Source organism: Hydrogenophaga sp. LT287, from assembly GCF_055702805.1.
Genome location: NZ_JBVPZC010000006.1, coordinates 37161 through 61875, shown reverse-complemented (window position 1 = coordinate 61875; position 24715 = coordinate 37161). Strand labels below are relative to the sequence as shown.

Below are 24715 nucleotides of genomic sequence, written 5' to 3'. Positions count from 1 at the left end.
GGCACGCAAACTGTGGCTCAGCTCGCGGCCCTGCAAGTGAAGTAACGCCACAAGCGCCAGCCCAGCAGCGCACCCAGGATGGCGGCGTAAACAGCGACCTCGTTGAAGTCATTTTTGCCGCTGCGCATCCAGAAGAAATGCAACACCGCCAATGCGGCGACCGCATACACACTGCGGTGCAGCAGCTGCCAGCGCCTGGCACCCAGAGCACGTATTGCGCGGTTGAATGACGTGGCGGCCATCAGCAGCAAGAGCAGCCACGCGGTCGTGCCCACCAAAATGAACGGGCGCTTGATGACGTCAAGCACCATGGCGGCCAGGTCAAAGCCCATGTCAAACCAGGCGTAGGCCAGCAGGTGCATGCAGACGTAGAAGAACACGAAAAGTCCCAGCATGCGCCGAAAGCGTGCCAATGCCGGCCAGCCCGCCAACACACGCAGCGGCGTGATGGACAGCACCAGCACCAGAAACCGCAAGCTCCAGTCGCCCAGCGAGCGAATCAGCGCCTCTGCCGGATTGGCGCCGAGCTGGTCTGCCACCGCCGCCCAAAACAACCACGCCATGGGCAAGCACGCCAGCACAAACACCGCTGGTTTGGCCAACGGATGCGTCAAGCAGCGGTGCACCGCAGAGGCGCTTGCTCCGCGCTGACCCGCCTTGTGGCTCACCACCGTTGTGGCGTCAGCAGCCACGGCGTACCACCCTCATGAACACGCTCAACGGCATCAAAAGAACTTGCGCAAGTCCATGCCGGCATAGAGCTGACCCACCTGGGGCTCGTAGCCATTGAACATGAGCGTCTTGCGGCGTTTGGCAAACAGGCCTCCGTCTTCGCCAATGCGGCGCTCGGTGGACTGGCTCCAGCGGGGGTGGGACACGTCGGGGTTGACGTTGGAATAAAAGCCATATTCCTGGGGCGCCGCCACATTCCAGGCGGTGCGCGGCTCCTTGTCGGTGAAGCGAATCTTGACCAAGGACTTGACGCTCTTGAAACCGTATTTCCAGGGCACCACCAAGCGAAGCGGCGCACCGTTCTGGTTGGGCAACACCTCGCCATACATACCAAAAGCCAGCAGGGTCAGCGGGTGCATGGCTTCGTCGAGCCGCAGGCCCTCGGTATAGGGCCAATCCAGCCCACCAGAGGCGAGTCCCCGCATGGTTTTGGGGTCAGCCTGGGTCACGAACTCCACGTATTTGGCGCCGCCCTGTGGCTGCACCTGTTTGATGAGCGCGGCCAACGAATAGCCCACCCACGGAATCACCATGGACCACCCTTCGACACAACGCAGCCGGTAGATGCGCTCCTCCATCGGGGCCAGCTTCAGAAGCTCGTCCAGCCCGTAGGTCTTGGGCTTGTTGACGAGCCCCTCCACCGAGACGGTCCAGGGGCTGGTCTTGAGCGACTTGGCGTACGCCGCAGGGTCCGACTTGTCGGTCCCGAACTCATAAAAGTTGTTGTACGTGGACGCGTTTTCGTACGTGGTGAGCGTTTCAACGGTGCTGGCACCCGCGACTGCGGAACGCACGCCACTCAGTGCCGCGAGCCGTCCGGGCCGGGTCACCGCAGCCTGGGCCAGCGCCTCGCGCGAAGCCCAGCTGGCCATGGCAGCCCCCCCTGCGCCCAGCGCCAGACGCTGCAGCAGAGCACGACGTCCAACGTAATCAGACGGCGAAGTGATCTCACTGGGAACGGGGTGCTGAAACCCGTCGTGGTTGAGGCGAATGATCATGAATGGCTCCAAGGTTCCGAATGAATCTTCGGAGCCCTGTCATTCTTACAAAGTTCCAGCTATCTGGCCGGTAGGTGGCTGGACAACCCTACCCAGGAAGGGCGGTCCAGCTTTGGCGTCACAGCTCGCCGTAGCTGTGCAGGCCCGAGAGGAACATGTTCACACCCAGGAAAGCGAACGTGGTGATGGCCAAGCCCACCAGCGCCCACCAAGCGGCCACCGTGCCGCGCAGGCCCTTCATCAGCCGCATGTGCAACCAAGCCGCGTAATTCAACCAGACGATCAGCGCCCAGGTTTCTTTCGGGTCCCAGCTCCAGTAACCACCCCAAGCCTCGGCAGCCCACAGAGCGCCCAACACGGTGGCGATGGTGAAGAAGGCAAAGCCCACGGCGATGGCTTTGTACATCACGTCGTCCAGCACCTCAAAACTGGGCAAGCGTTCGGCAATACGGCGGCGGCCTGTCAGGATACCGCCCACGATCAACGCCGACACACCGAAGTAAACGAACCAATAGCTGCCACCCTTTTCAAGCGCCGACTGGCGAAACACCAGGGGTTCCAGGCACAGCACGATACCCAGCAACCACAAGGGTGCCAGCTTGTACCAGCGGGTTTCGGTGGCACTCTGCTTGATGAGATAGGCAAACGCCAGCATGGCGGCGATGGCAAATGTGCCGTAGCCCACAAAGTTGGCCGGCACATGCACCTTCATCCACCAGCTCTGCAGGGCTGGAACCAAAGGCTGAATGGCATGGGCCTCGCGCACCAAGGTGTACCAAAGCAGGAAGCCCACAGCAGCGCTGACCACCAACATGGAGAACGCACCCATGGAACGGGTCTTGTACTGGTCTTCGTAATAGAGATAGAACAAGGTCGTCATCCAGCAAAACAGGACGAACACTTCGTAGAGGTTGCTCACCGGAATGTGGCCAATGTCCGGGCCAATCTGATGACTTTCATACCAGCGCACCATGGTGCCGACCAGCGCCAGCGTCACGGCCACCCAGGCCATGCGCGAACCCAGGGACTCGAATGCATCGCCTGCCCGGGTCAGCATGCCCACCCAGTAAAAAACCGTGCTCATGAAGAACAGCACGCTCATCCAGAGGATGGCGGACTGGCTGGAGATGAAATACTTGAGCATGAAGACCTGGTCGGCCCGCGCCAGGTCGGCTGTGCCTTCAGGGGTCTGGTACAGCCAAATCGCGAGCAGCGCCAGCGCACCCACAACCACCGACAGCAAGCGCAACGGACGCCAGAACCAGCCCAGCCAGATCATGGAAGGGACGGCACCGACCAGAATGGCCTTTTCATAGCCGTTCATCGCATGGTCGTATTGCAAAAACGCCCAGGCGGCGCCTGCAACCAGGACGGCGGCAAACAGCCAGTCCCACAGGTCGCGACGGGCAAAGTAACCCGGCGTGGCGCCAGACCCGTTGTTCTTCAGCTCAATGGTGCGATTCGCAGTGGCAGTGTTCATGGGTTCACCTTCAGCAATTGGCTCTTCAAAACATCAAACTCTTGGTCGGATTCCATCGTCTTGCGGTTAGACGAAAGCGCCATCTGGGCTTGTGACGAGCGTTCGCCAGACGGCGACAGCCACACCCACACCCGCCGCTCGCGCACATACAGCATCGCAAAAACGCCCAGGATGAGCAAGAGACACCCCAGGTACACGATGTTTTGGCCCGGCGCACGCGCCACCTGGAACACGCTGGCCTGCACATGTTCGAAGTCCTTGAGCTGGAATGTCATGGGTGCGGGGTAGAAAAATGCGTCGCTCAGGCTGATCACCGACGTGGTCATGAAGCGCTGGGTGGTTTCGTTGCGCTCCAGCGGTGCCAAGCCGGCGCGTTCGCGGCTGATCTGCATCAGCTCAAACAAGGTGCCGTTGAGGATGCGCACCAGCACATCGCTGGCGCGCTCGCGCTCGGGCTCGGGCACGTTGGTTTCCAGAAACGCCGACACGGCCTGCAAACCACCCTTCACCGGTCCTCGGTCCTCGGCGCCAGCAGCGGGTGCCAACACCACCTCTTCGGCGCCGGCAAACAGTCCAATGGCACGGCTCGCAGACGCCTGGAGGGCTTCAGCCAGCTCGGGGCGGCCCTCTTCCACTGCGGAAACGGCGTAACGGCGCACCGCCTCCTGGCGCATCTGCGGATCGGCGAGCGCTGAGCGCAGCCGCACAAAGTCGTCCATGCTGTCTTGCGCATCGGCCGGCACGCGCAGGTAGCGGAATGCCTCTGAGGTGGCTTCACGCATGCCCAGCAGGTACATGCGCGCACCGTCCAGCTCCATGGGCAGCATGTAGTTGTGGTATTCGATGGCCTGGCCAGCGGCGTCGCGCAGCTTGTAGGTGATGCTCGGACCTACGTTGCGCAACACTTTTTCAGTCACTGTCTTGTGGCCCGAACCCAGCCGGGCCTCAATGGAACTGCGCAAATCGACCTTGCGCACGTCAACGCCCGGAGCGCCCGCCACCTCTGAAAAGTTTTCCACGTTGATGACACGCAGGCTGGTGTATTCCAGCGTCATCTTGTCGTCGCCATTGGTCAGCGCGCTGGTGCTGCCGATCACGCCCGACACCTCAAAGGCCTTGGCAGGCCCATTGATGGGCATGGCCTGCAGGGTGACCTTGGATCCCCCGTCGTCAAAACTCGACTGGTAAATGTTGATGCCGCGGTGGCTGGCGGGGTGGTTCACCTCAACGCGCGCCTCCTTCTTCTCGCCGGTTTCGTGGTCGTGGATCACGATGTCGCTCGCAAAGAGCTTGGGCATCCCGGTGTCGTAGTACTCAACGATGAATTTCTTGAGCTCAACGGAGAAAGGCAGGTCTTGCAAGATCACGCCCGTCGGTTGCGCCAAGATGGCTGTGCTGGCCGTGGTGCCCTCGGTCACCAGCAAATTGCCTCTGAACGTGGGGTTGCTGGCAGACAACCGGTGCTGAACCGGGACGTCAGCGATCAGACCGCCACCCGTGAACGGTGTCTTGTCGGTGAACCACATTTGGGTGCGAACGATGAGGTCACCGTCCAGCAGGCCACCAATACACACCAGCACAATGGCGCTGTGGGCGGCCAGATAACCAATTTTGTTGGCCACGCCTTTTTTGGCGGCCACCATCCAGCCCGTGCCCGCGGCGGTATCGCGCGACTGCAACTTCACTTTCCAGCCCGCCCCCAGCAACGACTGACCGATGCGGTTGGCTGCGGCTTCAGGGGCTTCGTCCAAAGCGGCTTCGGCCCGGCTCGGAAATGCCTTGAGGCTTTGCTCGCGGATGTTTTCTTTGTAGGCCTTGAAGTCCGAAAAAATCTTGGGCGTGTTGCGGATGATGCACAGGCTGGTGCTCAAGACCAGAAAAGCCAAAATCAGCAAAAACCACCAGGCGCTGTAGACCGAGAACAGATTGGCGCTGGCAAACACGTCGGCCCAGAAGGGCCCGAACTGGTTCACATAGTTGTTGGCCGGCTCGTGTTGCTTGACCACAGTGCCGATCACCGAGGCGATGCAGATCACCGTCAGCAGCGAGATGGCGAAACGCATGGACGACAGCAACTCCACCATCTCGCTGGTCAAGCGCGAGCTGGTTTTGATCTGCATGCCTTGAGTGGAGACGGTCATGAAAAAAAGCTGAAGGTGAAGGGCAACAAAAAGGGCGGGTCTGGTTGCTCCAGAACTCGCCCTGTTGTGATGTGAATTTCGGTCAGCGGTTCAATACAAAAGAGGTTCTTTCGCATTGTGACGTCAAATATTAACGCTCGCTTATATCCCCGCCCACTGCGGGGGCTTGACCTGCACCGAAGCTCAACGCAGTCCGGCGATGTAGTCCGATACCGCCTTGATCTCAAGATCGTTCATTTTGGCTGCAACGCCGGTCATTTGGGCGTTGTTTTTGCGCGCACCGCTGCGGAAGGCGTTCAGCTGACTGGCCGTGTATTCGGCGTGCTGACCCGACAAACGGGGGTACTGTGCAGGAATGCCTGCACCGTTGGGGCTGTGGCAGCCTGCACAAGCGGCGATCTGGCGGTCGGCAATGCCGCCGCGGTAAATGCGCTCACCCATGCGGACCAGGTCTTTTTCTTTCGCAAAGCCCGTCTTGGCTTTTTGGTCTGCCAGCCAGAAGGCGATGTTGCGCATGTCATCATCGGACAGTGCCGCGGCAAAACCTTTCATGATGGCGTTGTCGCGCTTGCCGGACTTGAATTCCTGCAGCTGCTTGACCAGGTACTCTGGGTGCTGCTGAGCCAAGGTGGGGTTGATCGGCGTGGTCGAATTGCCGTCGGCGGCGTGGCAGGCCACACACATCTGGCCGTACAAGGCCGCACCTTTGACCAGATCGGGCTTGGCCGACTGGGCATGGGCGCTGAACGACAGGGCTGCGGCGGCAGCGGCGCAAAGGAGTGAAACAGGCAATTTCATGTCTGGGCTGACGTCGGTGGCGACGGGTTCGGTTGAGGAAATTCGCGGTAGTTTTGTTCTAAGCCTATCAATTTTACAATGCCCCACCGGGAAAACCCCAAATGACCCAACACCACACTCCAGCCCCCCCCTCCGAATCGCCGTCCCAGGACGCCCCGGCCACCGCGGCCGAACAACCCAACACTGAAAAAAACCCTGTGCCCGCCACAGTGGAAGCCAAGATCGCCCACGGCTGGCTGCACACCGCCCGCTTCCTCACCACGGCACCCCAGCTGGAACACCTGCCAGCGCTTGACCTGCCTGAAATTGCGTTTGTCGGACGCTCCAACGCTGGCAAGTCCACCTGCATCAACACGCTGACGCAGCAAAAACGCCTCGCTTTTGCGTCCAAAACGCCGGGGCGCACCCAGAGCATCAACCTGTTTTCGCTGGGCAAGCAGGGCGTGCACGACGCGGTGCTGGCCGATTTGCCGGGCTACGGCTACGCCGCTGTGCCGCGTGAAGCCAAATTGCGCTGGCAGCGCGTCATGGGCAACTACCTCATGACCCGCGAAAACCTCACGGGGGTGGTGCTGCTGATCGACCCGCGCCTGGGCATGACCGAGCTGGATGAAATTTTGCTCGACGTGATCCGGCCGCGCGTTCAGGCTGGCCTGAAGTTTTTGGTGCTGCTGACCAAGTCCGACAAACTCAGCCGATCCGAAGCGGCCAAGGCTTTGTCGATTGCCAAGCTGCAAAGCGGTGGCGGTGAAGCGATGCTGTTTTCAGCGCTAAAAAAACAGGGGCTGGACGAAGTGGCTCAGCTGCTCTGGCAATGGTCCCATGCACCCGCCAAAAAACTAAAGGGCGAACCGGTGGAACCCAGCATGGACCCGGACCAGGAACCCGAACCCGAGTCACTCGACTGAGCGGCCGGGCCGTTCAGTCCTTGTTGTAGACCGAAGGCGCCCCCGGCGGGCGGGTCTTGAAGCGCTTGTGCACCCAGTAATACTGCTCGGGCATGGTCTGGATCATAGCCTCCAGGCGCTGGTTCATGAGGGCGGTGTCGGCCTGCGCGTCAGGCCCCGGGTAGTCGGGCCAGGCGGGCAGCACCTCCACGTCATAGCCCTGCGGGGTGATGCGGCTGATAACGGGTACCACCTTGGCCTGCCCCAGCCGCGCCAGGCGGGGCAGCGTGGGCACCGTGGCGGTTGGCACACCAAAAAACGGCACAAAGACCGACTCCGCAGGCCCCATGTCCATGTCGGGCAACAGGTAGAGCACCTCGGACGCCCGCACCGCCTGCACCACCGGGCGCAGACCCTGGTGCTTGCTGACCAGTTTCACAGCGCCGTAGCGCAACCGGCCCGCTCGAATCCAGCCGTCAACCGCTTCGTTGGCTTGTTCGGCATACACGCTGATAAACGCCCTGGGCGCAAAAAGTGCGAGCGCCGTGCCACCGGCGTCCAGTCCCACAAAGTGCGGCGCAAAGATGACGGTGGGGGCATTCCCTTCCAACTCATCGGTGGCACCAACCAAGCGCAGCCGCGCCCGCACGGTGGCTTCGCTGGCCTCCCAAAGCCAGCTGCGGTCGAGCCAGGCCTGCACAAAGTAAACGAAATGTTGGCGCACCGCACGGTTGCGCTGGGCTTCACTGTCTTGCGGAAAACACAGCGCCCAGTTGGTGCGCGCAATGCGGCGGCGGCGCCCCGCCACACCATGCAACAGCTGGCCAGCCAGCCAGCCCAGCGCGCGAATCCAGGGCAAAGGCAGGCGCGCCAGCAAGCGCATGAAGCCAAGGCCCAGGCGGTTGAGCCAGCTCACGCGGGGTTGTGGGTTGGCTGGCGAATGGGAAGAAGTCGGCATAGGGGGTTGCTTGCGGCGCACAGTCAGCTACCGGTGGCCGGTACGGCGCTGTCGGCACCCGCGGGTTTTTTGTATCGGGCATAAGACCACAGGTATTGCTGCGGGCATTCGCGCACCAGGGCCTCCATGGCGTGGTTGATCTGCTGTGCGGCCTGCGTCGCGTCGGTGGCCATGGGCGACGTGTGGGTGGGGTCAAACGGGCGCACATGCACCAGAAAACCGCGCCCCCAGCTCAGCCGCTCGCCCCAGATCAACACGGGCTGCGCCTTGGCGCTGTGCACCAGCCGGGCTGAGAGCGTCATGGTGTAAGCGTCCCGACCGAAAAAGGGCGCCCACACGCCCTGCCCTTCGGGCGGTACCTGGTCGGGCAGCAGCCCCACGGCCTGCCCCGACTTGAGTGCCTTGATGAGTTGCTTGACACCCGCCAGCGTGGTGGGTGCGGTGTGCAAGCCCGGGCGGTTGCGGGCGCTGGCCACCAGCTCGCGCAGCCAAGGCTGGCGGGCCGGGCGGTACAGCACCGTGATGGGCATGTGTTCACCGAACCGCTCGGCCAGCGCCTGCGCCGTGATTTCAAAGCAACCCAGGTGCGGCGTGAGATACAACACCCCCACGCCATGGGCCTGCGCGGCCTCAATGTGCGCAGCGCCCTCCCAGCCCACGCGCACCGGGCGGCCCAGCCACAAGCGAGGCAGCTCGGCCACCATCTTGCCGGACTCGCCCACAGAAGCCAGGGCCACGCCCATCGAGAAGCCGCCCTGGCGAACGTTGTCCAGCAAACGGCGGCGGTAGCGCCCTGAGAACAGAAAGCTCAACCAGCCCAGCAGCCAGCCCCCGGCGTGCAACAGCGGCAGCGGCAGCTTGCTCAAAAACACAAAAATCAAACGAATGAAGGCGTCCACAGTACAAACAAAACATGGCCCCACAGGTGCGAGGCATTGGCGTAACCAGGAAGACTGCGGCAGAAGCTTGATCTAAAATGCCCCCCATCGCCGAGTTACTGAACTAATTGCGGGGCGATTCATAAATTCCGCTAAAGCGTTCGCCGAACTCTGACAGACCGGCAACGCCGATCCACCAACTTTGGAGTTTATATGGCGAACGATTTTCTCTTCACTTCCGAATCCGTCTCTGAAGGCCACCCCGACAAGGTGGCTGACCAGATCTCTGACGCGATCCTTGACGCGATCTTTGCGCAAGACCCCCGCAGCCGTGTGGCCGCCGAAACGCTGACCAACACCGGCCTGGTGGTGCTCGCTGGTGAAATCACCACCAACGCCCACGTCGACTACATCCAGGTGGCGCGCGACACCATCAAGCGCATTGGTTACGACAACACCGAGTACGGCATTGACTACAAAGGCTGTGCGGTGCTGGTGGCTTACGACAAGCAAAGCAACGACATCGCCCAGGGCGTGGACCACGCCTCGGACGACCACCTGAACATTGGCGCGGGCGACCAGGGCCTGATGTTTGGCTACGCCTGCGACGAAACGCCCGAACTGATGCCCGCGCCCATTTACTACGCCCACCGCCTGGTGGAGCGCCAGGCGCAGTTGCGCAAAGACGGCCGCCTGCCTTTCTTGCGGCCCGACGCCAAGAGCCAGGTGACCATGCGCTATGTAGACGGCAAGCCCCACAGCATCGACACCGTGGTGCTGTCCACCCAGCACAGCCCCGACCAGTCGGAGACCCCGACGAAGATGAAAGACAGCTTCATCGAGGCCATCATTGAAGAAATCATCAAGCCGGTGCTGCCCAAAGAGTGGCTGCAAAACACCCGCTACCTCATCAACCCGACCGGCCGATTCGTCATCGGCGGCCCGCAGGGCGACTGTGGCCTGACCGGCCGCAAGATCATCGTGGACACCTACGGTGGCGCCTGCCCGCACGGCGGCGGCGCTTTCAGCGGCAAAGACCCCTCCAAGGTGGACCGCTCCGCCGCTTACGCCGCCCGCTACGTGGCCAAAAACATCGTGGCCGCCGGCCTGGCCAAGCAGTGCCAGATCCAGGTGGCGTACGCCATTGGCGTGGCCAAACCCATGAACGTGACGGTGTACACCGAGGGAACCGGCGTGATCCCGGACGAGCAAATTGCAGCCCTGGTGAACGAGCACTTTGACCTGCGGCCCAAAGGCATCATCCAGATGCTGGACCTGCTGCGCCCGATCTACCAAAAGACCGCAGCCTATGGACACTTCGGCCGCGAAGAGCCCGAGTTCACCTGGGAACGCACCGACAAAGCCGCAGTCTTGCGCGCCGCGGCCGGCCTGTAAGGCGGCTGGCCGAGACAACCGGCACGCTCGGCGTGCGGGTTGCGCAGCGCAGCCAACCCGGACAGACGCTGCGGAAAAATGGTGCGATGCCCGAAAGTGAGTGTCCACTCAACAAAAAGCCCCTCGCTTTCGCGCAGGGGTTTTTTTGTTGTGCGCCCCGCAGGTTTGAGCGGGCCAAAGGGTAACAACCCTGAATTTTTGCCAAAGACTTCCGATAAGCCTTGTACGGACATTTACCGCTGTGCACTGCAACGATCTGGAGCCTTGAAACATGGACACCTCTTTCCAACCGGAACAGACCGGCGACGCGCATCCCGATCTGGAGCGCCTGGTTACCGTACGGACCCGGGACCTCCAGCAAGCGCTCGAGCAAGCGCATTCGCTCTACGAGCACGCCCCTTGCGGCTACCTGTCGCTGGACGCCAACCACCGGTTCGTGAAGCTCAACCAGACCTTGCTGGACTGGCTGGGCTACAGCCGCGAGGAGGCGCTTGGCCAACTCGACATTTTTGACCTCATCGACCCGTCTTGGCGCCCGGTGATGCAAGACCGTCTGGAAATTTTGCTGCAAAGTGGCCGCACCGAGGCCATGGAGATTGAGGTGCGCCGCAAAGACGGCAGCCGCTTCCACGCGCTGTTTTCTTCCACCGCGGTGCGCGATGCCGAAGGCAACTTCTTGCACAGCAACACGACGCTGGTGGACATCAACGAGCGCAAAGCGGCCGAGCAACGCGTGGTAGCCCATGAAGGTTTCCTGCAAACCATCACCGACCGCATTCCTGCGCGATTGGCTTACTACGACAAAGACCTGATCTGCCGCTTTGCCAACTCCGCCCACGCCTCGCGCTACGGCAAGCTGTCCAGCGACATGGTGGGTTCGCACCTGAGCCAGGTGGTGCGCCCCGACCTGTTGCCGGAAATTTTGCCGCGCGTGGCGGCGGCACTGAGCGGGCAGGTGGAAACGTTTGAAGCCGAGCGCGTGGCGAACGATGGCACCCGCAACTACTACGAAATTCACTACATCCCGGACTTTCAGCAGGGCGTGGTGGAAGGCATCTTCATTGAGTTGCATGACATCAGCGAGCGCCGCCGCACGGAAGAGTTTGTGCTCGACGCCAACCGCGACCTGGAAGAGCGTGTGCGCGAGCGCAGTGCCGAGCTGTTCCAGAGCGAACAGCGCTACCGCCTGATGGTGGACGCCATCCAGGACTACTGCATTTATTTCATTGACGAAGAAGGCCTGATCACCGACTGGACCGAAAGCGCACAGCGCCTGCACGGACACCGCCGCTCGCAAATGATCGGTCATTCGTACCAGACCCTGCTGTCCACCGACAACGCCGGCGAAGATGAAGTGGACCCCGACCAGGTGTTGCGCCTGGCCAAAGCCCACGGCCAATGGGAAACCCGCGGCTGGCGCCAGCGCGACGATGGCTCGCGCTTCTGGGCCCACACGGTGTTGACGGCCTTGCGCAACGAAACGGGCGAGCTGCAAGGCCTGTCCAGCATCACCCGCGACATGACCGCCGCCAAGAGCCTGGAGGACGTGATGAACGACCTCAACCGCGAGCTGGAAAAACGCGTGGCCGAGCGCACACAGCAGCTGGTCGCCGCCAACAAAGACCTGGACGTGTTCTCGCACATGGTCTCGCACGACCTGCGCGCGCCGCTGCGCCACATCGCCAGTTTCGTGAGCTTGCTGCAAGAGCAGCTGGGTGAGTCCAGCGACAAACTCGTGACGCAGTACCTGAACTCGACAGCCAAGGCCAGCAAGCGCATGAGCCACATGATTGAAGGTTTGCTGGAATACGCGCGCCTGGGCCGAGTCGCCATCGAGTCGCAACCGGTGCCCTTGGCGCCCCTGCTCGAAGGCGTGATTGCCCACCTGCGCCAGGAAAACCCGGATCGCAACATCGAATGGGTGATCGAGGAAGACCTGCCGATCGTGCGCGGCGACGCCATGTTGCTGGCGCAAGCCTGGAGCAACCTGCTGAACAACTCGGTGAAGTACACGCGCCCACGCGAAAAAGCGCGCATCGAAGTGGGCTGGAAGGTCAACCCCGTGGGCGGCCGCACTTTCTATGTGCACGACAACGGCGTGGGCTTTGACCTGGAAAAGGCACACAACCTGTTCGTCATGTTCCAGCGCCAGCACCATTCCATGGACTTTGAAGGCACCGGCACCGGGCTGGCGCTGTCGCAGCGCATCATCGAACGCCACGCCGGCCGCATCTGGGCCGAAAGCGCGCCCGGCCTAGGCTGCACTTTCTATTTCACCCTGCCCTTTGAAGGCCTCGAACCCGAGCTCGACTTTCCACGCTCGGCCTTGGCTGAACTGACGATCTGAGTGGCAGCGGGCAGGGCCAGTGCTCCGTCCATAAACGCTCAGGGTGCGGCGGTCAAAGCCCTGGTCAGGAGCCAGGCCGGGCTGTTCATCGCGGGAGAGGCCCGTCAATCGGCGCTGGGGGACGAAGGTGGTGACACCAGCGCTTTCCATGTTTCGCGGAAAACGGCCTGCTCCACAGCGGAGCGTTCATCGCTCGGGCAGGCCACCCTCACCACCAGGACCAGGTGTTCCGGATCAGAAAAATCCCAGGACACCTTGTTCTTGCCTGAGGGGAAATGAATGAACTGCTCTTCAGACACCTTTCTGAAATGGGCAATGGCCTCGTCGCGCCATGGGCTGGTGACGCGCTCGGCTGCGGCCATGGACGCGGCTTCAATCCGGTCAAGATCGTGGACGAACGCCTCGGGAACGGGGATCCGGACGTGATGCAGGGAGAAAGCGCCCGTTGGCGACATGTTCCTGAGCGGCGTGGTGAGCAGCAAGCCGTTGGGAAACTCGGCCACGTTCCCGATCACCTGGCCGGCCGCGTCAAATTCGGTCAGCGTGGTGGCGAACATGTCGATGTCGATCACCCGGCCCTTGAGGGCGCCAAATTCGATGACATCACCCACCTTGAACGGCTGAACCAAGGTGACATAGAGGTAGCCGTGCACGCACATCACCAACTCTTTGCTCACAATCAACAGCGCACCCGCCACGGCGGCCAGCGAAAGCGCAAAACCCGCGATCGTGGAAGCCCACAGCGAAATGATCGCGAGCAAGGCAGCGAACCAAATAATGTTGCGCGCCCACACCAGGTGCAGCCTGCGTTTCTGCGCAGAAATCTGCCCGCGGGCCAGATACCGGGCCCAAATTTGAGAAAAAAGCAGCGCGAGGCCGATGAGGATCACCGAGACGATGACCTTGTCCCAATGACCTGGGATCAACAGCGCCAACCGCTCGAACGTCGAGTCAAACGTTGAAATAGACATATCGGCTCATTTTCCACCCTTGACGTACATGTTTTTTGGGCCAGCGCAATGTCCACCCACAAAGCACCTGAACACTCGCAGGTACAGCCCTGAGACGGGACTCAGATAGCAAAAGCCACCAGCAACCAGACAGCGGATGCAGCCCTCATCCAAGGTGGTGTTTTCGCATGGCGCCATATCGACACCACCAAAAACGCGTTGTAAGGGATGACCAACGCATGCACAGCAAACACCCATGCCCAGTCCACCCGTTTTGCCAGCATCAGCAGTGAGACAAATCCAAAGAGCAAGTTCAACACGGTCGCTGTCGCGAGCAAGTCGATCCAGAACAAACGCGGCAACGGCGTCTTGCCTCGCCACCGCTCACGAAAAAAATGGAACACAACCGGGCGCATCAATGAAACAACTGACCAACAAGGAAGACAGCCGCCTGGAGCATGGCGAACACCACGCCAGACACCACCGTGGCGGCAAGCGCTGCAGCCACGAAGCCAGCCAGAACCCAGAGACCGTCTTTTTCCAGCACACCGAGAGCCAAAATACCGATGGCCAAGGCAGGCAATGTGTTTCCCAGCGGAATGGGCAGCGCCAGCGTGACCGACAACAACAGACACAGCAGCCCAATCACGTTCTCTATGGGCGGCGTCGAAAGCACCGCGTAACGAGGGCGCAACAGGCGCTCCGCCCTGACCAACCACGGAAGAATTCGGCGGATCAGCGCCTGGAAGTCGCTACGAAGCAGCGAGCGCTGGCTGATGATGGCCGGCAGCCAGGGGCGCAAATCTAGCATCAACTGGACCGACAGAAAAATCAGCGGCGTGCCCAGGATGGTGGACACACCGGGTGGAACTGGCAGGATGCCAGGGACCGCAAAGACAAACATCAGCGCACCGATGGCTCGATCCCCGAGGGCATCCAACAGGTCTTTGATGCAGATTCGCTCGCTCTTGCCCTGATGGGCCAGATCCGCCAGAACCTGCGACAAAGATTTCCCGCGCATCTGACCACCCGGACGGCTATCCAAAGATTTCATGTTGTTTTTTGCTTGACCCTGAACCACCAAAGCACAGGTCGAATCGCCGACTCGGGCATATGAAGACGCAGCCCATGTGTGCGTTTTTGCCGGGCAGGACCGCGGTTTGGCCAGCAATCATGTCAACTATGCCTCATCTCAAACCCCGCACTTTCACCGGAAGAAGTATCAGCCAAAAGCTGAATTAACTCCCTCTAACCCACAAATTTTTTCTCATATGATTACGGGTTTAGCTCTTTTTGTTTGCGGTTCCTCGACGTTTCACCTGCGGCCCCTCGGCCGCCTAAAAGTGGGTCAATATGCTCTGGATACAGTCGTTGTGGTTTGCAGCAGGCTTGGTGGCCTTGGTCGCCGGTGCCAACTCGCTCGTTCGCGGAGCGTCGAAGCTGGCGCTTTCGTTTGGACTCTCGCCACTGGTGGTCGGGCTGACCATCGTGGCATTTGGCACCAGCGCCCCAGAAATGGCTGTGTCGACCGGTGCTGTGCTTGAGGGTAAAGGCGATATCGCCATTGGCAACGTCGTCGGCAGCAACATCTTCAACGTGCTGTTCATTCTCGGCATCAGCGCGCTGATCGTGCCGCTGGTGGTCCACGTACAGCTGATTCGGCAAGAAATTCCCATCATGTTGGGGGCTTCCCTGCTGCTGCTCGTGATGGCGCTTGACGGCAATATTCAGGTCTGGGAGGGCCTGCTCTTGCTGGTCTTGATGGTGTCCTACACGGCGTTTCTGGTCATTCAGTCGAGAAAAGAAAGCGCACAACAGGCGACCGAATTCGATGCCGAAGTGCGTCCTGCCCAGCAGGGCGCGTGGGATGCGCACTGGGCCGGCCAACTCGGCTTGATCGTTGTTGGGCTCGCGCTGCTGGTCGTCGGGTCCGACTGGCTGGTGAGCTCATCCGTGGTTTTTGCGAAGTCCTTTGGGGTGAGTGATGTGGTTATCGGCCTCACCATCGTGGCAGCAGGCACCTCCATGCCGGAGGTGGCCACCTCGTTGACTGCAGCCATCAAGGGTGAGCGCGACATTGCTGTGGGCAACGTCGTTGGCAGCAACACGTTCAACATTCTTGGCTGTGTAGGCCTGAGCGGACTGGTGGCCGGCAGCGACGGCTTGGCGATTGCACCGTCGATGCTCAACTTTGACATCTGGGTCATGCTGGCCGTTGCGCTGGCCTGCTTGCCCATTTTCGTCACCGGGCGTGAAATTGCGCGCTGGGAAGGCGCCGTGTTTCTGGGCTACTACGTGGCTTACGTAGCCTATCTGCTTCTGGCCGCTCAGCAGCACGCTGCCCTGCCCGCCTTCTCTGCCACGATGATCGGTTTTGTAATTCCACTGACCGTTGTGACGCTGGTGGTGGTGTGGCTGCGCCAACCCAAAAACCACACGACTTAAGCAACATCAGCCCCCGGCATGCGCGGTCTTTGCCGCCGGAGGCGGGGGGCTGTTCAGTGCACGGGCAATCTAGGTGCACGCCGTCTCAGCCAACGGCATTGAGCTTCCGCACTGAGCATCCGGCTGCAGGCGGTCAGCTGTCTGGAAAACCCAACCCAAACTCCACCACTGGCCATACAACGGTGCCTGATCCGTCTGAAGCCGGGCCATCCTCAACTTGTATAAAACGGCCAGAACAGGGGAATCAGCAAGCTGGACGCCGCCCAGGTGAGCATGTTCATGGGCACGCCCAGGCGCGCGAAGTCGCTGAATCGGTAGTTGCCGGCGCTGTAGACCAGGGTGTTGGTTTGGTAGCCGATGGGGGTGGCAAAGCTGAAGCTGGCCGCAAACATGATGCCAACCACAAAGGGCCGGGGGTCCACGCCCAGCTCCAGCGCCACCCCGATCACCACCGGCGTGAACAGCACCGCCACCGCGTTGTTGCTGATGAACTCGGTGGCAATGGACGTGGCCAGGATCACCAGCGACAGCACCAGCCATGGCGAGAGCCCGCCGCCCCACTGCACCAGCGACTGCGCGGCCAGCGCCGACAGGCCCGAATCGCGCATGGCCACGCTCACCGCCAGCATGCCGTAGATCAGCATCAGGATCGGCCACTCGATGGACTTGTAGGCCTCTTCGGGCTTGAGGCAGCCGGTCAGTACCACCAGCACCGCGCCAATCAGCGCCAGCCCCTCGATGGGCATCACGTCAAACGCCGCCAGTGCCATCACCCCCACCATGGTGCCCACTGCGACGGGCGCCTTGCCACGCCGCTGCAGCGCGGGCTGGCGCTCGGTGATGGCGAACAGGTCGCCGTTGTCGCAAAAGCGCTGGATCTGGCGCGGTGCGCCCTCCACCAGCAGCACGTCGCCAAACTGCAGCTGGAAGTCGTCGCCAATATCGGCGATGGATGCGTTCTTGCGGTGCACCGCGATCAGGTGGATGCCGTAGCGCGAGGCCAGGTCCAGGTCGCGGATGGGGCGCATCACATAGCGCGAGGTCTGCCCCACCAGCGCCTCGACGATCACCACATCCCGCTGGCGCAGGGTTTCCAGATCAGTGCCGCTGCCCTGTGGCGCGGGCGCGTGCAGGCCGATCAGATCACTGCCGCGCAGGTCCACCATGGCGCTGCTGCGTGAGTGCACCACCAGGCGGTCGCCGGTCTGCAAGCGAGTCTCAGGCGCGGGCGCGCTCCATTCTTCTTCGCCCCGGAACAGCTTGAGCACCTGCACGCTGCCGTTGGCCAGGCGGGCGTCTTGCAGGCTGCGGCCGTCCAGCCGCGAACCGGCGGGCACAAACAGCTCGGTCATGAACAGGCGGTCGGTGTGGCCGGTGAACTGCTGCGTCAGCGTCTCGCGCGCGGGCAGCCAGCGCCGCGCAAACAGCAGCATGAAAGTGCAACCGAACAACGCGATCACCAGCGCGGGCGCGGTGATCTCGAACATGCTGAACGGCGCCAGCCCCATGCTGCGCGCCACCCCGTCCACCAGGATGTTGGTGGACGTGCCCACCAATGTGACCGTACCGCCCAAGATGGTGGCGTAAGACAGCGGAATCAGCAGCCGCGACGGGCTCAGCGACAGGCGCGTGGCCAGGCTGATCACCACCGGAATCATCACCATCACCACCGGCGTGTTGTTGATGAAGGGCGACACCAGCAAGCCCACCAGCAGCAGACCCACCAGCAAGCGGCCCTCGCTGCGGCCCGCCGCCTGCGCGATGCGCTCGCCCAGCCAGTCCACACAGCCGGTGCGGCTGAGTGCACCGCTGATGATGAACAGGCAGGCGATGGTGAAGGGCGCACTGTTGCTGAACACGCCCAGCACCTTGGCCGGCGTGAGCAGGCCGGTCAGCAGCAACAAGGCCACAGCGGTCAGCACCGCCACGTCGGGCTTGACCCATTCGCGCACAAAACTGATGAACAGGAGAACGAGGAGGATGCCCACGGCCAGGGCGTGGGTGGATTCGGGAAGCGTCATGGCCGCGGATCATGGCGGTCGCGGCCTGAGGAGCTAAATACTTTTAGATCATTTGCATATAGGGATGGGCTGAGTGGCACCAACGGGAAAGATGGGTGGCGCTCCGCAAATCCCCTCGGATTGCGCAAAAAACCAGCCCCTGGTCTTGAAAAGCCGCGGGGTCGCCCTTATCATTAGCACTCGCTGACATTGAGTGCTAACACTCGGTGCCAAGTCGATCAACGGTGTCGCTGGCTCTCAAAGCGGGCGCTGCCGGTCTGAATCCCCCCTTTTACCGTTCTATCTCAGGAGATGCAATGAACCTTCGTCCTCTCGCCGATCGCGTGATCGTCAAGCGTATTGACAGCGAAACCAAGACCGCTTCGGGCATCGTCATCCCCGACGCCGCTGCTGAAAAGCCAGACCAGGGCGAAATCCTGGCCGTTGGTCCCGGCAAGAAAAACGACAAAGGCGAACTGTCCGCCATGAACGTCAAGGTCGGTGACCGCGTTCTGTTTGGCAAGTACAGCGGCCAGACCGTCAAGGTCGACGGCAACGAACTGCTGGTGATGAAAGAAGACGACCTGTTCGCCGTCGTCGAGTCCAAGTAATTTTGCGGGACTGAGCGAACAATGCCCAAGCGCTTGTTCGCCCTCTCTCCAACTGTTCAATTTATCTAGGAGTTATCAACATGGCAGCAAAAGACGTCATTTTCGGCGGCGAAGCCCGCGCACGCATGGTCGAGGGTGTGAACATCCTGGCCAACGCCGTCAAAGTCACCCTGGGCCCCAAAGGCCGCAACGTGGTGCTGGAGCGCTCGTTCGGCGCCCCTACCGTCACGAAAGACGGTGTTTCGGTCGCTAAAGAGATCGAACTTAAGGACAAGCTGCAGAACATGGGCGCCCAGATGGTCAAGGAAGTGGCTTCCAAGACCTCGGACAACGCTGGCGACGGCACCACCACCGCCACCGTGCTGGCACAGGCCATCGTGCGTGAAGGCATGAAGTACGTGGCCGCCGGCATGAACCCGATGGACCTGAAGCGCGGTATCGACAAGGCTGTGACGGCCCTGATCATCGAGCTGAAGAAGGCTTCCAAGGCCACCACCACGTCCAAAGAAATCGCTCAGGTCGGCTCCATCTCTGCCAACGCAGACGAAACCATCGGCAAGATCATTGCCGATGCCATGGACAAAGTGGGCAAAGAAGGCGTGATCACCGTGGAAGACGGCAAATCACTGGAATCCGAACTGGAAGTCGTTGAAGGCATGCAGTTTGACCGTGGCTACCTGTCGCCCTACTTCATCAACAACCCAGAAAAGCAAGCCGCTCTGCTGGACAACCCTTTCGTGCTGCTGTACGACAAGAAGGTTTCCAACATCCGTGACCTGCTGCCCACACTGGAGCAAGTGGCCAAGGCCGGCCGTCCGCTGCTGATCATTGCCGAAGACGTCGAAGGCGAAGCCCTGGCGACGCTGGTGGTCAACACCATCCGCGGCATCCTGAAGGTTGTGGCTGTCAAGGCTCCTGGCTTCGGCGACCGCCGCAAAGCCATGCTGGAAGACATCGCCATCCTGACCGGCGGCAAAGTGATCGCCGAAGAAGTCGGCATGACGCTGGAAAAAGTGACGCTGGCCGATCTGGGTTCGGCCAAGCGCATCGAAGTCAGCAAAGAGAACACCATCATCATCGACGGCGCCGGCGCTGCTGCTGACATCGAAGCCCGCGTGAAACAAGTGCGCGTGCAGATCGAAGAAGCGACCTCCGACTACGACCGCGAGAAACTGCAAGAGCGCGTGGCCAAGCTGGCCGGCGGTGTGGCCGTGATCAAGGTTGGCGCTGCCACCGAAGTCGAGATGAAGGAAAAGAAAGCCCGCGTGGAAGACGCCCTGCACGCCACCCGCGCTGCAGTGGAAGAAGGCATCGTCGCCGGTGGTGGCGTGGCCCTGCTGCGCGCCCGTCAGGCCGCTGGCACCATCAAAGGTGACAACGCCGACCAGGACGCCGGTATCAAGCTGGTGTTGAAAGCGATTGAAGCGCCTCTGCGCGAGATCGTGGCCAACGCTGGTGGCGAGCCATCGGTGGTGGTCAACGCTATCCTGGCTGGTTCGGGCAACTACGGCTTCAACGCCGCCAACGACACCTACGGCGACATGATCGAAATGGGCATTCTGGACCCAACGAAAGTGACCCGCACCGCGCTGCAAAACGCCGCTTCGGTGTCCAGCCTGATGCTGACGACCGAGTGCATGGTTGCCGAGTCCCCCAAGGATGACGCTCCAGCCATGGGCGGTGGCGGCATGGGTGGGATGGGCGACATGGGCGGCATGGGCATGTAATTGCTCCTTGCCTGAGACGCCATGCCGGCGTTGCAAGGGCTTGCCGTGGCGCTGCCACTGCCTACGCCCTTGCGCCTTGGCCTGGCGCCTCATGCTGCGTCGGAATGCATCACTGCAGGCTGACAAAACCCCAAGAAAAAACCCCCGCGAGTCACCTCGCGGGGGTTTTTTCGTTATGGGTCAGCGTTGCTTACTTCATCATGCCTTCGAGCTTGATCGTGTCTGCCACAAACGCACGGATGCCTTCAGCCAGCTTCTCGGTGGCCATCGCGTCTTCGTTCATCGCGAAGCGGAAGCCCGCTTCGTCGTGCTGCACAAACGGAATCTCCATCGCCTTCGCGGCCTCGGCGTCCAGCGCTTTGGGCAAGGCTGCGTCGCTGGCGGCCAGCTGGGCCAACAGGTCGGGGCTGATGGTCAGCAGGTCGCAGCCGGCCAGGGCCGTGATCTGGCCCACGTTGCGAAAGCTCGCGCCCATCACCTCGGTAGCGATACCGTGTTTTTTGTAGAAGTTGTAGATGGCGCGCACCGACTTCACACCCGGGTCGTTGGCGCCCGCCATGGCGGCCTCGTCCCAGGTGGCGCTGGCATTCCTTTTGTACCAGTCGTAAATACGGCCCACAAACGGCGAAATCAGCTGCACCTTGGCCTGGCCGCAGGCCACGGCCTGGGCAAAAGAAAACAGCAGCGTGAGGTTGGTGTGGATGCCGTCGCGCTCCAGTCGGGCTGCGGCCTGAATGCCTTCCCAGGTGGAAGCAATCTTGATCAGCACGCGGTCCACGTGCACGCCTTCGCCTTGATAAAGATCGATGATGCGGCGCGCGCGCGTCACGGTGGCTTCGGTGTCGAAGCTCAGGCGCGCGTCCACTTCGGTGGAGACGCGGCCGGGGATGTGTTTCAAAATTTCACAGCCAAAGGCCACGAGCAGGCGGTTCATCACCTCGTCCGCGCCCTGAGCGCCGTATTTCGCCACCGCGTCTTGCAGCAGATGGGCGTATTCGGGCTTCTGCACCGCTTTCAGGATGAGCGACGGGTTGGTGGTCGCATCCCGTGGCGAAAACGCCGCGATCTGGTTGAAATCACCGGTGTCAGCGACCACGGTGGTGAGTTGTTTGAGTGCGTCTAGCTGGTTCATTTCGCCATTATCGGGTGTAATAAGGTTTCACGTTCTTTTTGTAACTTGTTTCGTAACCGGACTGTCCCCCATGCTCGACCGCATCAAAGCCTCCTTGCCTTCGCTAGCGCCCGCTGAACAACGGGTAGGCAAACTGGTGCTGCTCGACCCGCGCAGCTTCGCCAGCCTGCCGGTGTCTGAACTGGCCGATCGCGCCCACGTGAGCAAGCCCACCGTGGTGCGCTTTTGCCGCAGCATGGGTTACGACGGCCTGTCGGACTTCAAGCTCAAGCTCGCGGGCACCGTGAGCGAAGGCGTGCCGTTCATCCACCGCAGCGTGGACGTGGACGACAAGGTGGGTGACGTGCTGGTCAAGGTGATCGACAACACCGTGGCGGCATTCCTGAAATACCGCAACGACGCTTCCACCCACTCCATTGAAAAAGCGGTGGACGCGCTGCTGGCCACCTACAAAAACCGCGGCCGCATTGAATTCTTTGGCGCAGGCAATTCGGGCATCGTGGCGCAAGACGCACAACACAAATTCTTCCGCCTGGGCATCAACGCCATCGCTTACAGCGACGGCCACATGCAGGTGATGAGTGCCTCGCTGCTGGGTCCTGGTGATTGTGTGGTGATCATCTCCAACTCGGGCCGCACACGCGACCTGATGGACGCCGCCGACATCGCGCGCAAGCACGGCGCCACCGTGATCGTGATCACCGCCAGCGGCTCACCCCTGGCGGCTGCCGGACACATTCACCTGTCGGCTGACCACCCCGAAGGCTATGACCGTTACAGCCCCATGACTTCGCGCCTGATGCACCTGATGGTGATTGACGTGCTCGCCACCTGCCTGGCGCTGCGCATTGGTGGCAGCAAGCTGCAACCTCTGCTGAAGGAGATGAAGAACAACTTGAGGAGCAAGCGCTACGCCTGACCGTGAGCGTCGCGCACAGGTCAAGCGTCCCTCTGCGCCACAGCACTTGAAACACCCCCGCGACGCCTTCGGCGTCACCCCCTGAAGGGGGCTGCACTGGCGGCCCGGCAATGCCGGTTCCGCGGTGCCCTTGTTAAAGACACGCGCTCCGAGGACGACGGGTGCTTCCCGCAGCGAAATAAAGGAGCAGGCCGCAGGCCGGGGGACATTCGCGGAGGGGAGTGCCCGTTGTCCGCGTCAACGCCAACACGTCACGCGATCAGATCCGGCCTTCTTCCACCGCATGGCAGGCAATACGGATGCCGCCCAAGGTCAGCAGGTTCGGGCGTTCAACGCGGCAGCGCTCGTTGACATGTGGGCAACGCGGGTTGAAGGCGCAGCCGTCGGGTGGATTCAGCGGGTTGGGCACTTCGCCTGACACCGGTGTGCGCGCCCTACCCGTGTCGTGCATCTTGGGAATAGCGTCGAGCAGCATGCGCGTGTAGGGGTGGCGCGGGCTGTCAAACAGCGTGTGCTTGGGCGCCAGCTCCACCAGGCGGCCGAGGTACATCACGCCCACCTGATCGCTCACATGGCGCACCACGGCCAGGTTGTGGCTGATGAACAGGTAGGTGAGACCGCGCTCGCGCTGCAGGTCTTTCATGATGTTGAGCACCTGCGCCTGCACGCTCACGTCCAGCGCGCTGGTGGGCTCGTCACACACCAGAAACTCGGGTTGTGTCGCCAGCGCCCGCGCAATGGAAATGCGCTGGCGCTGCCCGCCCGAAAACTGGTGCGGGTACTTCACCCGGTCGAGCGGCGACAAACCCACCGACTTCAGCAGCTCATCCACCCGCGCACGCAACGCCACCGGCTCGGTTTCAATGCCGTGCTCGCGCAGCGGCTCGGCAATGATGTCCTCCACAATCCAGCGCGGGTTCAGGCTGGCGTAGGGGTCCTGAAAAATCATCTGGATGCGCCGGCGCAGCTGGCGGCCTTGTGGCGTTTTGAACGCCGCGTGGGCGTCCAGCCCATCAAACTCAAAGCCGCCGCGTGTGGGTTCGTACAAACCCACCAGCAGCCGGGCCACCGTGCTTTTACCGCAACCCGACTCACCCACCAGCGCCAGCGTCTGGCCGCGCGGGATGTCAAACGACACGCCGTCCACGGCCCGCAGCAATTGGCGGGGCTGGCGTTCAATCACGCGGTTGAGCCAGGGGGCCGACACATCAAAAGTCTTGGCCAGATCGGTGGCACGCACCAAGGGTGCCTCGTCAGCAGGTGCAGAGGTTGCAGCGTGACGGTCTGCCTGCGCTTGCACCGCTTTTTCAATCAGGTTCGAGCTCATGCGGCCACTCCCGGTGTCAAAACAGTGGAGGCGTCGTGCAGCCAGCAAGCGGCGCGGGTGGCGCCGGCGGGCATCAGGTTGGGCCGCTCCACATGGCAGCGGTCCACCACCCGGTCGCAACGCGGGTTGTAGGCACAACCGGTGGGGATCGCGTTCAGGCGTGGCATGGCGCCGTCAATCTGGTGCAGGCGCTCGCGGTCCTGGCTCATGTCGGGTATGCAGGCCATCAGGCCGGCGGTGTAGGGGTGGGCTGGGTGGTTGATGACCTCGTGCACCGGCCCGATTTCGGCAATGCGCCCGGCGTACATCACCGCCACGCGGTCGCAGGTTTCGGCAATCACGCCCATGTCGTGCGTGATCAGCATCACCGCGGCACCACGGTCTTTGCAAATGGTTTTCAGCAACGTGATGATCTGCGCCTGGATAGACACATCGAGCGCAGTGGTGGGCTCGTCGGCCACGATCAGCTGCGGCTCGGCGGCCAACGCCAGAGCAATCACCACCCGCTGGCGCATACCGCCCGAAAACTGGTGCGGAAAGTGGTCAATGCGCTGCTCGGCTGCTGGAATACCGGTGTCTTTCAACAGGTTGATGGCCCGCTTGCGCGCTTCAGCCTGGCTCACCGGCAGGTGGGTGGTGATGGTTTCAATGAGCTGGCGGCCCACCGAGTACAGCGGGTTCAGCGAGGTGAGCGGGTCTTGAAAAATGGCGCCGATCTTGCGCCCGCGCACCTTGCGCATCTCTTCATAGGGCAGGTTGTCGATGCGCTGGCCGTGCAGGCGTATCTCGCCACTGGCCACGCGGCCCGGTGGCTCCAGCAGGCCAATAATGGACGCCCCGGTGAGCGACTTGCCCGCACCCGATTCGCCCACCACACCCAGAATTTCACCGGGTGCGATGTCGAAAGAAACGTCGTCCAGCGCGCGCAGCGTGCCGCGGCGACCCGGAAATTCGACCACGAGATTTTTTACTTCTAACAGGCTCATGCTG

Annotated in this window: 21 protein-coding genes; 7 read left to right on the top strand and 14 right to left on the bottom strand. The window is 61.8% G+C overall.

Annotation, left to right across the window (positions count from 1 at the left end; all coding sequences use genetic code 11):
- Window positions 1-17: 17 nt before the first annotated feature.
- The 5 genes from AC0GNR_RS07090 to AC0GNR_RS07070 form a co-directional block, all read right to left on the bottom strand.
- Window positions 18-626 (bottom strand): protein-methionine-sulfoxide reductase heme-binding subunit MsrQ, encoded by a 609-nt coding sequence (locus AC0GNR_RS07090; RefSeq protein ID WP_472900373.1) that lies wholly within the window; start codon window positions 624-626, stop codon window positions 18-20.
- A gap of 99 nt (window positions 627-725) precedes the next feature.
- The gene (gene msrP / locus AC0GNR_RS07085) at window positions 726-1730 is read right to left on the bottom strand and encodes a protein-methionine-sulfoxide reductase catalytic subunit MsrP (RefSeq protein ID WP_472900264.1); all 1005 of its coding nucleotides are present in this window, start codon (window positions 1728-1730) and stop codon (window positions 726-728) included.
- Window positions 1731-1848: 118 nt separating this feature from the next.
- A complete protein-coding gene (gene ccsB, locus AC0GNR_RS07080; protein WP_472900263.1) occupies window positions 1849-3210 on the bottom strand; it encodes a c-type cytochrome biogenesis protein CcsB in 1362 nt (453 codons plus the stop codon).
- Complete coding sequence (locus AC0GNR_RS07075; protein WP_472900262.1) at window positions 3207-5351, bottom strand: cytochrome c biogenesis protein ResB; 2145 nt, start codon at window positions 5349-5351, stop codon at window positions 3207-3209. The genes ccsB and AC0GNR_RS07075 overlap by 4 nt, the downstream gene beginning before the upstream one ends.
- 183 nt (window positions 5352-5534) lie before the next feature.
- Complete coding sequence (locus AC0GNR_RS07070; protein ID WP_472900261.1) at window positions 5535-6149, bottom strand: c-type cytochrome; 615 nt, start codon at window positions 6147-6149, stop codon at window positions 5535-5537.
- A 101-nt stretch (window positions 6150-6250) separates the two neighbouring features.
- On the opposite strand from AC0GNR_RS07070, the gene yihA reads away from it, so the two are divergent.
- Entirely contained in the window at window positions 6251-7057 is an 807-nt protein-coding gene (gene yihA / locus AC0GNR_RS07065; RefSeq protein WP_472900260.1) for a ribosome biogenesis GTP-binding protein YihA/YsxC, read from the top strand.
- 13 nt (window positions 7058-7070) lie between these two features.
- On the opposite strand, the gene AC0GNR_RS07060 is transcribed toward yihA, so the two are convergent.
- Together AC0GNR_RS07060 and AC0GNR_RS07055 are read right to left on the bottom strand one after the other, a co-directional pair.
- Window positions 7071-7994: a lysophospholipid acyltransferase family protein gene (locus AC0GNR_RS07060; protein ID WP_472900259.1), complete on the bottom strand. Its 924-nt coding sequence runs from the start codon at window positions 7992-7994 to the stop codon at window positions 7071-7073.
- A 23-nt stretch (window positions 7995-8017) separates the two neighbouring features.
- Entirely contained in the window at window positions 8018-8893 is an 876-nt protein-coding gene (locus AC0GNR_RS07055; RefSeq protein WP_472900258.1) for a lysophospholipid acyltransferase family protein, read from the bottom strand.
- Between the two features lie 192 nt (window positions 8894-9085).
- Here AC0GNR_RS07055 and metK point away from each other — a divergent pair, with 192 nt between their 5' ends.
- Together metK and AC0GNR_RS07045 are read left to right on the top strand one after the other, a co-directional pair.
- Complete coding sequence (gene metK / locus AC0GNR_RS07050) at window positions 9086-10267, top strand: methionine adenosyltransferase (RefSeq protein WP_472900257.1); 1182 nt, start codon at window positions 9086-9088, stop codon at window positions 10265-10267.
- A 271-nt stretch (window positions 10268-10538) separates the two neighbouring features.
- On the top strand, window positions 10539-12614 hold the full coding sequence (locus AC0GNR_RS07045) for a PAS domain-containing sensor histidine kinase (RefSeq protein WP_472900256.1): 2076 nt from the start codon (window positions 10539-10541) through the stop codon (window positions 12612-12614).
- 104 nt (window positions 12615-12718) lie between these two features.
- On the opposite strand, the gene AC0GNR_RS07040 is transcribed toward AC0GNR_RS07045, so the two are convergent.
- From AC0GNR_RS07040 to AC0GNR_RS07030, 3 genes are all read right to left on the bottom strand, one after another.
- Entirely contained in the window at window positions 12719-13585 is an 867-nt protein-coding gene (locus AC0GNR_RS07040; RefSeq protein WP_472900255.1) for a mechanosensitive ion channel family protein, read from the bottom strand.
- Window positions 13586-13686: 101 nt separating this feature from the next.
- On the bottom strand, window positions 13687-13968 hold the full coding sequence (locus tag AC0GNR_RS07035; protein WP_305334989.1) for a hypothetical protein: 282 nt from the start codon (window positions 13966-13968) through the stop codon (window positions 13687-13689).
- A gap of 11 nt (window positions 13969-13979) precedes the next feature.
- Complete coding sequence (locus tag AC0GNR_RS07030) at window positions 13980-14618, bottom strand: exopolysaccharide biosynthesis protein (protein ID WP_472900254.1); 639 nt, start codon at window positions 14616-14618, stop codon at window positions 13980-13982.
- A gap of 299 nt (window positions 14619-14917) precedes the next feature.
- Here AC0GNR_RS07030 and AC0GNR_RS07025 point away from each other — a divergent pair, with 299 nt between their 5' ends.
- Complete coding sequence (locus AC0GNR_RS07025) at window positions 14918-16009, top strand: calcium/sodium antiporter (RefSeq protein WP_472900253.1); 1092 nt, start codon at window positions 14918-14920, stop codon at window positions 16007-16009.
- 212 nt (window positions 16010-16221) lie between these two features.
- Here the strand turns inward: AC0GNR_RS07025 and AC0GNR_RS07020 are convergent, their stop codons facing one another.
- Window positions 16222-18030 carry an SLC13 family permease gene (locus tag AC0GNR_RS07020; RefSeq protein ID WP_472900252.1) on the bottom strand — a complete coding sequence of 603 codons (1809 nt, stop codon included), beginning with the start codon at window positions 18028-18030 and terminating at the stop codon, window positions 16222-16224.
- A gap of 296 nt (window positions 18031-18326) precedes the next feature.
- Between AC0GNR_RS07020 and AC0GNR_RS07015 the strand changes: the two genes are divergently transcribed.
- Window positions 18327-18620, top strand: coding sequence for a co-chaperone GroES (locus tag AC0GNR_RS07015; RefSeq protein WP_305334028.1), 294 nt, complete (start codon window positions 18327-18329; stop codon window positions 18618-18620).
- An 80-nt stretch (window positions 18621-18700) separates the two neighbouring features.
- Window positions 18701-20347 carry a chaperonin GroEL gene (gene groL, locus AC0GNR_RS07010; protein WP_472900251.1) on the top strand — a complete coding sequence of 549 codons (1647 nt, stop codon included), beginning with the start codon at window positions 18701-18703 and terminating at the stop codon, window positions 20345-20347.
- A 190-nt stretch (window positions 20348-20537) separates the two neighbouring features.
- On the opposite strand, the gene tal is transcribed toward groL, so the two are convergent.
- Entirely contained in the window at window positions 20538-21479 is a 942-nt protein-coding gene (tal, locus tag AC0GNR_RS07005) for a transaldolase (RefSeq protein WP_472900250.1), read from the bottom strand.
- A 70-nt stretch (window positions 21480-21549) separates the two neighbouring features.
- Here tal and AC0GNR_RS07000 point away from each other — a divergent pair, with 70 nt between their 5' ends.
- Complete coding sequence (locus AC0GNR_RS07000; RefSeq protein WP_304839504.1) at window positions 21550-22398, top strand: MurR/RpiR family transcriptional regulator; 849 nt, start codon at window positions 21550-21552, stop codon at window positions 22396-22398.
- Between the two features lie 259 nt (window positions 22399-22657).
- Here the strand turns inward: AC0GNR_RS07000 and AC0GNR_RS06995 are convergent, their stop codons facing one another.
- The gene (locus tag AC0GNR_RS06995; RefSeq protein ID WP_472900249.1) at window positions 22658-23725 is read right to left on the bottom strand and encodes an ABC transporter ATP-binding protein; all 1068 of its coding nucleotides are present in this window, start codon (window positions 23723-23725) and stop codon (window positions 22658-22660) included.
- Window positions 23722-24711 (bottom strand): ABC transporter ATP-binding protein, encoded by a 990-nt coding sequence (locus AC0GNR_RS06990; RefSeq protein ID WP_472900248.1) that lies wholly within the window; start codon window positions 24709-24711, stop codon window positions 23722-23724. The genes AC0GNR_RS06995 and AC0GNR_RS06990 overlap by 4 nt, the downstream gene beginning before the upstream one ends.
- Window positions 24712-24715: the final 4 nt, after the last annotated feature.